Origin of the sequence: Pseudomonas sp. KCJK8993, assembly GCF_046230915.1 — a bacterium.
GTDB lineage: Bacteria > Pseudomonadota > Gammaproteobacteria > Pseudomonadales > Pseudomonadaceae > Aquipseudomonas > Aquipseudomonas piscis.
This window is the reverse complement of sequence record NZ_JBJJLO010000091.1, coordinates 17,298-27,796: the sequence shown is the minus strand read 5'-3', so window position 1 is coordinate 27,796 and position 10,499 is coordinate 17,298. Positions and strand designations below refer to the sequence as shown.

Annotated in this window: 6 protein-coding genes; all 6 read right to left on the bottom strand. The window is 65.8% G+C overall.

From position 1 onward, the window contains the following. Positions 1–134: 134 nt before the first annotated feature. A complete protein-coding gene (locus ACK6AU_RS23645; protein ID WP_409301740.1) occupies positions 135–1,664 on the bottom strand; it encodes a DHA2 family efflux MFS transporter permease subunit in 1,530 nt (509 codons plus the stop codon). 68 nt (positions 1,665–1,732) lie between these two features. Then, positions 1,733–2,932 (bottom strand): efflux RND transporter periplasmic adaptor subunit, encoded by a 1,200-nt coding sequence (locus ACK6AU_RS23640; protein ID WP_185698991.1) that lies wholly within the window; start codon positions 2,930–2,932, stop codon positions 1,733–1,735. A gap of 15 nt (positions 2,933–2,947) precedes the next feature. Continuing rightward, entirely contained in the window at positions 2,948–4,417 is a 1,470-nt protein-coding gene (locus ACK6AU_RS23635; RefSeq protein ID WP_409301738.1) for an efflux transporter outer membrane subunit, read from the bottom strand. Further along, positions 4,414–4,887 carry a MarR family winged helix-turn-helix transcriptional regulator gene (locus ACK6AU_RS23630; protein ID WP_185698989.1) on the bottom strand — a complete coding sequence of 158 codons (474 nt, stop codon included), beginning with the start codon at positions 4,885–4,887 and terminating at the stop codon, positions 4,414–4,416. Before ACK6AU_RS23630 ends, ACK6AU_RS23635 begins: the two co-directional genes overlap by 4 nt. A gap of 210 nt (positions 4,888–5,097) precedes the next feature. Then, positions 5,098–8,769 carry a translocation/assembly module TamB domain-containing protein gene (locus tag ACK6AU_RS23625; protein ID WP_409301735.1) on the bottom strand — a complete coding sequence of 1,224 codons (3,672 nt, stop codon included), beginning with the start codon at positions 8,767–8,769 and terminating at the stop codon, positions 5,098–5,100. Then, positions 8,766–10,493: an autotransporter assembly complex protein TamA gene (locus ACK6AU_RS23620; RefSeq protein ID WP_409301733.1), complete on the bottom strand. Its 1,728-nt coding sequence runs from the start codon at positions 10,491–10,493 to the stop codon at positions 8,766–8,768. The genes ACK6AU_RS23625 and ACK6AU_RS23620 overlap by 4 nt, the downstream gene beginning before the upstream one ends. Positions 10,494–10,499 lie beyond the last annotated feature (6 nt).

Genomic DNA, 10,499 nt, shown 5'->3' with positions numbered 1-10,499 from the left:
CCCTGCCGGATTCCCCCGAAAGAACCGTATCCCTAACAATACTCCCGCTCGGAGGCCGAGGGGTCTCTCGCTCCGGCCTTGTGTTCGAGCTCTCTCCGCCGCAACGCCGGTGTTCTTTATCGGTGCTACGCCCGTCAGTGTCCGCCCGATGCCGGGCCGGCCTTGGCGGCGAACGGCGGCTTGGCCATCCAGACCAACAGGAGCAGGCCCATGAAACTCCACCCCAGCAGGGTGAAGTAGTCCACGGTGGACAGCATGTACGCCTGGCTGGTGAGGATCTGGTCCATCTGCGCGTAAGCCTTGGTGCTGGCGCCGCCCAGGCTGTTCAGGGTTTCCCGGGTGGCCGGGTCGAAGACACTCATGTGCTCGCTCATGTAGGCGTGGTGCTGGTCCGCCCGGCGAATCCAGATCCAGGTGGTCAGCGAGGCCGCGAAGCTGCCGCCCAGGGTCCGCAGGAAGGTCGCCAGGCCGGCGCCATCGGCGATCTCGTGGGGCGGCAGGTCCGACATCAGGATGCTCAGGGTCGGCATGAAGAACAGCGCCACGCCGATGCCCATGAACAACTGCACCAGGGCCACATGCTGGAAGTCCACCTCGTTGGTGAAACCGGCACGCATGAAACAGCTCAGGCCCATGGCCAGGAACGCCAGGCCCGCCAGCAGGCGCAGGTCGATCTTGTGCGCATACTTGCCGACAAAGGGCGACATCAGCACCGGCAGGATACCGATCGGCGCCACGGCCAGGCCGGCCCAGGTGGCGGTGTAGCCCATCTGGGTCTGCAACCACTGCGGCAGGATCAGGTTGATCCCGAAGAACCCCGCGTAACCGGCCACCAGCACGATGGTGCCGATGCGGAAGTTGCGATGGGCGAACAGCCGCAGGTTGACCACCGGATGGCGGTCGGTCATTTCCCAGATCACGAACGCCGTCAGGGCGATCACCGAGATCACGCTGCCAATGATGATGAAGTTGGATTCGAACCAGTCCAGGTCGTTGCCCTTGTCGAGGACGATCTGCAAGGCACCGACACCAATGATCAGCGCCAGCAGGCCGACGTAGTCCATCGGTTGGCGACTGGTAACCACCGGCCGCGCCTTGAGCTGCTGCATCACCACCCAGGCGGCGAACAGCCCGATGGGAATGTTGATGAAGAAGATCCAGGGCCAGCTGTAGCTGTCGGTGATCCAGCCACCGAGGATCGGCCCGGCGATGGGCGCCACCACCGTGACCATCGCCAACAACGCCAGGGCCATGCCTCGCTTCGCCGGCGGATAGACGGCGATCAGCAGGGTCTGGGTCATCGGGTACAACGGCCCGGCCACCACCCCTTGCAGCACCCGGAAGCCCACCAGCTCGGGCATCGAGGTGGAAATGCCGCACAGGAACGAAGCCAGCACGAACAGCAGCGTGGCCCAGATGAACAGCTTCACTTCGCCGAAGCGCCGGCTCAGCCAGCCGGTCAGCGGCAAGGCGATGGCGTTGCTCACGGCGAACGAGGTAATGACCCAGGTGCCCTGCTCCGAACTCACCCCCAGGTTGCCCGAGATGGTCGGCAGCGCCACGTTGGCGATGGTGGTGTCGAGCACCTGCATGAAGGTCGCCAGCGACAGGCCGATGGTGCTCAACAGCAAGCTGGGCGGGGTGAAAGAGGCGTTATTGCTCATCGCGAATCCTTTGGGACGGGACAGGCCTCCCGGCTCCTAGAAGGAACCGGGACGGACGGATTGGCGAATCAGCGCTTGGCCGTCTTGCCGATGGCCGCACTGTTGTCGTGGATCAGCCGGGTGATCAGGGCATCGGCTTCCACCAACTGGCGGTCGTAGACAGCGGTGCTGAACGAGGCCTTTTGCGGTGGCTGCTGGGCCAGCACCGGTCCGCTCTGGTCCCGCAGGTTGACGTTGACCACCGTCGACAGGCCGACCCGCAGCGGATGCTTGGCCAGCTCCTCGGCATTGATGTGGATCCGCACCGGCACCCGCTGGACGATCTTGATCCAGTTACCGGTGGCATTCTGCGCCGGCAGCAGGGCGAAGGCGCTGCCGGTACCGGCGCCGAGGCTGTCCACGGTGCCGCTGTACTTCACATCGCTGCCATAGATGTCGGCCTCGATGTCCACCGGCTGGCCGATGCGCATGTCGCGCAGCTGGGTTTCCTTGAAGTTGGCATCGATCCACAGCTGGTCCAGGGGAATCACCGCCATCAGCGCCGTGCCCGGCTGCACGCGCTGGCCCAGTTGCACGGTGCGCTTGGCCACGTAGCCGGTGACCGGGGCGATCAAGGTGCTGCGCGCGTTGTTCAGGTAGGCCTGGCGCAGTTGCGCGGCCGCCGACTGCACGTCCGGATGGTTGGAAACCACGGTGTCGTCCACCAGGGCGTTGGTGGTGTTGAGCTGCTGCTGGGCGTTGGCCAGGGCATTCTGCGCGCTGGTCAGGTCATCCCGGGCGTGGGACAGCTCTTCCTGGGAAATCGCCCCGCTGGCCGCGAGGTTCTTGCGGCGGTTGTAGTTGTCCTGGGCTTTCTGCACCTCGGCCTTCTGCGCGGCCACCTGGGCCCGCATGCCATCCACATTGCTGTACAGGCCGCGCACCTGGCGCACGGTCCGCGCCAGGTTGGCCTCGGCGCTCTGCAGGCCGACCTGGGCATCGTTGGGGTCGAAGTTGATCAGCACCTGGCCTTCATGCACCAGGTCGCCATCGTCGGCGCCGATACTGACCACCGTGCCGGTGACCAGCGGGGTGATCTCCACCACGTTGCCGTTGACGTAGGCGTCGTCGGTATTTTCATTCCAGCGGCCATAGAGCTCATGCCAGGCGTAGACGCCCAGGCCGCCCAGTACGACGATGGCCGCCAGCCCCAGCAGCATGACCTTGCGCTTGCGTGGGTTGGCGGTGTCCGGAGTGCTTGGAGTGTTTTGAGTGTCGGCGGTAGCCATGACAAATACCTCGAATTATTTGGTCTGCGGGGCGGGGCTGGGATTGGCCGAAGCCAGGTTCTGGGTGTCGAAACCGCCCCCCAGGGCCTGCATCAGTTGGATCGACAGGTCGATCTGTTGCGCGTTGAGCGTGGCCAGTTGGCGCTGGGTCTGCAGCAATTGCTGCTCGATGCTCAGCACGTCCAGGTAGTTGCCGATACCCGAGCCGTAGCGCTGGACCACCGTGTCATAGGATTCCTGGGCGATGTCGGTGGCATGTTGCTGGGCAGCGATCTGCCGGCCGATATCGCGCAACTGGGTGACGCTGTCGCTGACGTCGCCGAGGGCCGTCACCAGGGTCTTGTTGTACTGGGCCACCGCCAGGTCGTAGTCGGCGTCCCGGGCGTCGAGGCTGGCCCGCAGCCGCCCACCGTCGAAGATCGGCAGCGAGACGGTCGGGGCGATATTGAAGAAACGGCTGGCGGAGCCGAACATCGCATCCCCCAGCACCGACTCGGCACCGGCGCTGGCGCTCAGGTTGAGGTTGGGATAGAAGCGGGTCTTGCTGGCGTCGATGTCCTTGCTCGCCGCCTCCACCCGCCAGCGGGCCGCCACCAGGTCGGGGCGACGCCCCAGCAGTTCCGCCGGCAACACCGACGGCAGCGCCACGGCACTGGCCTGCAGGACCTTGGGCCGACGGATTTCGTCGGAGCGCTCCGGTCCCTTGCCCAGCAACACCGCCAGGGCGATCTTGGCGCTCTGCAATTGCTTCTCGGCATCGATCTGGCTGGCCTGGGAGCTGGCCTCCAGGCTCTCGGTCTGCTGGTACTGGTACTGGCTGTCGATCCCGGCGCTCAAGCGCCGCTGGCTCAGGTCGAGCATCTGCCGGGTCCGCTTGAGGTCCTCGGTGGCCAGGTCATGGACGATATAGGCACGCCCCAGGTCGCTATAGGCCCGGGCGACGTCGGCGGCCAGGCTCAAGCGGGCGGCCTGGCGATCGACCTCGGCGGCCCGGGCCTGGCCCAGGGCCGCTTCCCAGGCTGCGCGCTGACCGCCCCAGAGATCGAAGTTGTAGTTGAAGCGGGCGCCCAGGTTGCGCACCGTGGAATAGGCTCCGCCCTGCCCTCGGGGATCCTGGTCACGGGCCAGGCGCGAACGGCTGACACCGGCGCTGGCGTCCAGGGTCGGCATCCGCTCGGCATCGGCGGCATAGGCCGCGGCACTGGCCTGATGCGCGCGAGCGCTGGCGATCTGCATGTCCGGGCTGTCGCGCAGGGCCTCCTGGATCAGGCCGTCGAGCTGGCTGTCGCCCAGGCTCTTCCACCAGTCGGCACGGGGCCAGGCTGCCGGCGACAGGCTGACGCCATTGAGCGCCTGGCCGGTGGCCAGGCTCTGGGCCGAGAGACTCACGCCCTCGGTGTCCAGGCCACTGTAGTTGGCGCAACCGGCCAGGCTCATGGCCATCAGCACCAGGCTGGCGCGAGTACGCAAGGTTCTACTGCTCATTTGGCACCTACTCGCTGGATGGTGATCGGGTCACCGGCTGCCAGCAGCATTTTCTTGAGGATCTGTTCCAGGGTGGCCAACTCCTCGGGAGTGATGGCACCGGTCAATTCGTTCATCGCTTCGGCACCGATGACGGGCAAGCGGTCGGTGAGCTTGCGGCCTTCCTCGGTGAGCACCAACTGCACCTGGCGGCGATCGCCTTCGGAACGCCTGCGCACCAGGAAATCCTTCTGTTCCAGACGATCGAGCATGCGGGTCATGGAACCGCTATCCAGGGACAAGTGACGGCACAGTTCGGCCGGGGTATCGCCACCGAACTGGGCCATGATGATCAGCACCTTGAACTGCGCGGCGGTGATGCCGTGGGGTTCCATGTGGGTGTCGAGGATCCGGTCCTTGAGCAAGGCGGCACGCCCCAGCAGCAGGCCAAGATGGCAATTGTGAAAATCGTCCGGTTGGAAATGCTTCATCTGCTCACCAATTAGCTGCCTAGGCAGGGAGTGTGTGACGAGATGTTACTGCCTAGGCAGCGAATGTCAATGTAATAATTAGCATGCTCTTTACCTGGCTTATAAGCAGGGCCGGTGATGGCGCGCGAAGGCTGCGGGAGGCCATGAACGAAGGAAAGACCTGCCCCGGCCACCGGCGCGCCAAGCGCCAGTGGCCGAGGCCGGCAAGCGCTAGAAGTCGCGCTTGTAGAAGATGTCCAGAGAGCTGGCGAAGCCGCTGGCGGCCTCCAGGTAGACCTTCTTGCTCAGCTTGTAGCGCAAGGCGATGGTGCTGGCTGGCTCGAAGACCCCTACCCCGTAGCGCAGGCTGAGTCGTTCGGAGATGTTGCCGCTGGCCACTACGCTGGTGGCATTGCCGCTGCCCTGGGTATCGAGCTGGAAATCCTGGATCCCCAGGTTCTTGGCGATACCTGCGGTAAGCTCCGAACTGCCCATCAAGCCCAGGCCGAGGGCCGCCTGGGCAAGCATGTTGTTGTCTTCGCCGCCGGAGCTCAGCGGCCGTCCCAGCACCAGGTAGGACAGGGCCTGCTCCTGGCTCATGGCTGGCTCGGAGAAGATCTTGGTCGTCGGCTGCTCGACGCTGCCGCTCAAACGAATGCCGGCGATCACGTTGTCGGTCTGGCGCACCGCCTCGATATCCAGGTAGGGCTGGTCGATGGGACCGGCGAACAGCAACCGCGCCCGGCGTACCGTCAGGCGCTGGCCGTAGGCACGATAGCGACCATCGTTGAGCCATAGCTCGCCACGGGTGTCCATGTTGTCGCCAATGTGCACATGGCCCTGCAGGTTGGCCGTCAGGCCGAAGCCGCTGAAGGCCAGCTTGTCCTGGCCCACTTCCACGTCGATGTTCATCGCCATGGCCATGGGCGCCTTGCCCTCGACGGCCTGCTGGCCAACGATCACCGTGTCATCGGAGACCTTGACCGTCGATGGCGGCAACTCGCGCACAGTGATCTGGCCCTTGGGAATCGCCACCTTGCCGCTGATCGCCAGCCGGTTGTCCTGCAGGGCGATCTTCAGGTCGGGCGCCACCTCAAGCGCCGCATAGGGCTCGACCGTCACCGGCAGTTGCGCCCCCTTGAGGTTGAGGTCCACCAGCAGCTCCCGGCCCCAGGCGAGGTTGCCGTCGAGGCTGCCCTGCCCGCTCTTGCCGCCCTTCCAGGTGCCGTCGAGCCGCACGCGCTCACCCATGATCTGCGCGGTCAGTTGCAGGTCCTCGATGCTGGTGGGCAGTTCGGAACCGGACACCTGGCCACCGCTGAGCTGCAGGCTGCCGTTGACCTGGGGCGCCAGCAGGCCGCCGGACAGCCGGCCGCTGCCGTTCAAGTTGCCATTGAGCTTTTCCACCATGGGCACGAACGGCCGCGCCACGGACAGGTCCAGGCCACTGAGGCGGAACTCCCCGGATAGCGGCTTGTTCTTGGGCAGCGGGTTGATCTGCGCCTGGACCATCAACTGCCCGAGCTTGCCGCCATCGAACTGCAATTGGCTGTCGATGCGCCGTGGCCCCAGCCGCGAGTCGAGCTTGAGCGCCTGGTAGGGAAAGTCCAGCCACTGCTCCTTGTCCTTGACCCGCAGGGTGCCGCCACTGGCATCCACGACGATCTGGCCCTTGGGGCCGCTGGCCGGCAGGTCCAGCTGGACATCGGCATTGAGCAGGCCCTTCCAGGCGAAATCCTTGGGCAGCCACTGGGCCAGACTGTCGATGGGGAAGCGCTTGAGGTGGTAGCGCAGCTTCGGCTCGGGCATCAGCCGCTGGTCTTCGCCACACAGGCTGGCGTCGCCGCTGACCCAGCAATGAGCGGCGAAGTTGACCGTACCGTTGGCCAAGCGTTCGAGCCGTGCCGGGTTCTGCAGCTTCCAGTCCTGGCCACCGCTCTGGACCTCACCGCTGGCCAGCCGTCCGCGCCAGGCGCCCTGGTCCAGGGTGCCATCCAGGCCCAGGGCCAGCTTCAACAGCGGGCCTTGCAGGTCCAGTTGCAGCTGCTGCTTGCGGATGTCGCCCTGGCCAGCCAGGGTCAGGCTACCGAGCTGGGTATCGCCGGCCTGGATGCCGCTGCCCTTGAGTTCGATGCGAGCCTTCTGCGCCCCATCGAGGCTGGCATCGAGCTTGAGGCTTTGCAGGCGGTTGTCGGCAAAGGCCAACTGCTGCCCGTTCAGCTCCGCCTTGCCCTGGGGCGCCGCGAGCGTCCCGGCCAGGTCCACCCGGCCACTGAGCTGGCCGCGCAACTGCGGCCAGAGCTGGCCCAGGCGCGGCAGGCGGATGTCCAACTGACCGCTGACCTTCTGTTGCAGGCTGCCTGCACCATTGATCCGGTTATCCCCCAGGCGAATGTCCAGGGTATTGAGGCGCCACTGCTCGCCGGCGCCGTCGGCCTTGGCCTGCAGCAGCGCGGGCTGGCCCCGCAGGCGGCCCTTGAGATCCAGGTCGGCGGCGAGCTTGAGCTGCTGGTTCTTCAGCTCCCCCTGGCTACGCAAGGGTCCGGCCAGGGTTCCGGGCAATTCGGCCAGCCAGTAGGCCGGGTTGATGGCCGACAGGTCCAGGGCGGTATCCCAGGCCAGGCCATCGGCGAACTGCAGGTTCAAGTGCCCCTGGGCCTTGCCCTGGCCGGCGGTCAATTGCAATTGCGGCAGGTGCACCTGGCCCAGGTCGCCACTGAACGGACTGCCGAGGCTGAAGACCCCGGCCGGCCCCTCCAGGTCCCCCTGGAAGTTGCCCAGGTAGTTGCCATCGCGGTACGCCACTTCGGCGTTGAACTTGCGCAGGGCCACGGCCGGCTCTTCGATTCGTGGGTAGAGGCGATGCCAGGGAAAATCCAGCCAGGCGAGCCGGGCCTCGGCGACAAAGCCCTGGCTCCAGTCCAGCTGGCCCTCGAGCTTGAGGCTCTGGTGGTCGCTGGCCTGCAGTTCCAGGGTGGTGATCTGGGCGCCCTTGGCATCGACCTTGCCCTGCAACGACAAGGCCACCGGCCCTTGCTCGGCCGGCAGGCTGGCCTGGCCGACGAGCTGGTAGCCGCGTTTCAGGTCGCCCTTGCCGGTGAGCTGCAGCTGGTCCAATTGCAGGGTATCCGGCAGGTCGGCACTGGCCTTGAAGCCATCCGCGGTGATCCGTACCTGGGCCGGCAGGTCCTGGGCCAGCGGTTGCAGTTCACCGCTCAGGCGCCCTTGCAGGTAACCACTGCTGTCGGCCTGCAACTTGAGGGTCTTGAGCAGGTCGCCCTCGACCTGCAGCGCCAGCTCCCAGGGACCGCCGCCGGGAGCCGGCAGGCCAAGGCGGCCCTGGGCAGTCAGGGGCCAGTCGCCCGTGGGTTGCAGCAGGCCGGTCAACGCCAGGGCCAGGTCGTCGCGTTGCAGTTGCAACGCATCGATGCGCAGCCCCTGGGTAGTCCAGTGGGCCGCCAGTTGCAGGCTCTTGAGTTGCTCGCTGCCGTCGAGCAGCAGGCTGCCGAGCCGTACCCGCCCCAGCTCGATGGCCAGCGGCAGGTGCAACTCCGGCAAGCTGATGGGCCCCGGGCTCTCTTGGCCACCGGCCGGAAACTGCAGGCTGACCTGGTCGGCCTCCAGTTGCTCGATGCACAGGGTCATGCGCAGCAGGCAGGCTGGCGACCAGGAAAACTGCACGCCGCGCAGTTCGATCCGCGTGCCGTCCTGCTGCCAAAGCAGATGCCCGGCGCTCCACTGCCCCCCGAGGCGACCGTCGAACTGCTCCAGGCTCAACCCCGGCACCTGGCGCAAGGCCCAGCGGCTGCCGGCCTGGGTCCCGAGGACCGCGACCAGCGTGAGGATGACCAGGACCACCAGCGCCAGGATCGCCAGCAGCGTTATCTTCAACCCACGCATCACAGCTCTGGCCCCATGGAAAAGTGCAAACGTACACCGCCGTCATCATTCATGGCGTGGGCCAGGTCGACCCGGATCGGGCCCACCGGCGAGACCCAGCGCACCCCGAGCCCGACCCCGGTCTTGAGGTTCGGCAACTCCAGCTTGTCGAAGGAGTTGCCCTGGTCGATGAAGGTCGCGATGCGCCATTTTTCGGCGATCGAGTATTGGTACTCGACACTGCCGGCGACCATGTAGCGCCCCCCGATGCGATCGCCCTTGGAGTTCTTCGGCGACAGGCTCTGGTAGTCGTAGCCTCGCACGCTCTGGTCGCCACCGGCGAAGAAACGCAGGGACGGCGGCACCGATTTGTAGCCGTTGGTGGCGCTCCCGCCGAACTGCACCCGGCCCAGCAGGCGATGGTTGTCCCAGGCCGTGGCCAGGCCCTTGAGCAACACCGTGCCGTACAACAGGTTGTTGTCCGAGCCCAGGCCCTCCTTGGCCACCTTGGTATCGAACTGGATGCGATAACCGTTGTGCGGATCGATACGGTTGTCACTGCGCAGATAGGAATACGTCAGGCCGGGCATCAGCAGGTTGCTCAGGCCCGAGTCATCGCCGAGCCGATACTCTTCGCGCTGGTACTTGAGCGAAACCACCCGTTGCCAGCCACTGGGCAGCTTGCTGTGCCACTCGGGGCCCAGGGTCAACAGCTTGCTCAGGGTATCGGTGCCGGAGATTTCTTCGTTCTGGTAGCCGCCGGCGAATCGCAGCTTGTCGGTCAGGGGCGGGTCCAGGGGAATGTCGTACCACAGCCCGACGTTCTGCCGTGGCGCCGAGACCTCTGCCTCCCAGCCATAGCTGTGGCCCTGGGGATTGACCCAGTGCCGGGTCCAGTTGGCCTTGACCCGTGGACCGACGTCGGTGGAGTAGCCCAGGCCCAGGCCCAGGGTGCGGGGCTTGCGGGTGTCGAGCTGGACCGCCACCGGAATCACTTCATGCTCGGCAGCGGTAGGCGTGGCATCCACCCGCACGGATTCGAAATAGCCACTGGACTGCAGGGCCTGGTTGAGTTCGGCGATCAATTCGGAGTCGTAGGCGGTACCGGCCTTGAACGGCACCATGCGCCGCAGCAGGTCTTCATCGAACAGCGAGTCCCCGCTGAAGCTGACCTTGCCCAGGGCATAGCGCGGGCCGCTGTCGTAGACCAGCTCGATGTCCGCCACCCCGGCCAGCGGGTCCACCCGCAGTTGCTGCCGGGTAAAGCGCCCGCTGAAGAAGCCATAGCGCGAGGCCTGGTTCTGGATCAAGCGCTTGGCGTCTTCGTAGCGCCCATGGTTGAGCACCGCGCCAGGCTTGAGCTGGTCGCTGTCGGGGGTACGAAAGGACTTGAGGGAGGCGGCCGGGCCTTCGACCCGGATGGTCACCTCGCGCAGGTGCACCGGCTCGCCAGGGTCGATACGCAACAACAGGCGCGGCTTGTCGCCGCCCCGTACTTCGCTGGAGATCAATGGCTGGTAGTAGCCCAGGGCCTGGGCGGCTTTCTTGGCCTGCTCCTCGGCGCCCCTGCTGAACCTCAGCAGGGCTTCTTCATCTCGGTCGCCAAGATCGCCGATATAACCTTCGATGTTGGCCTTCAACTCGTCGTTGGCAGGTTTGATCCTGACCGCCAATTCGCTTTGCGCCAGCGCCGCGCAACTGCTGAACAGCAGCAAGAAACCGCTGGTGAATCTTCCGGAAAACTTCATAGGCGC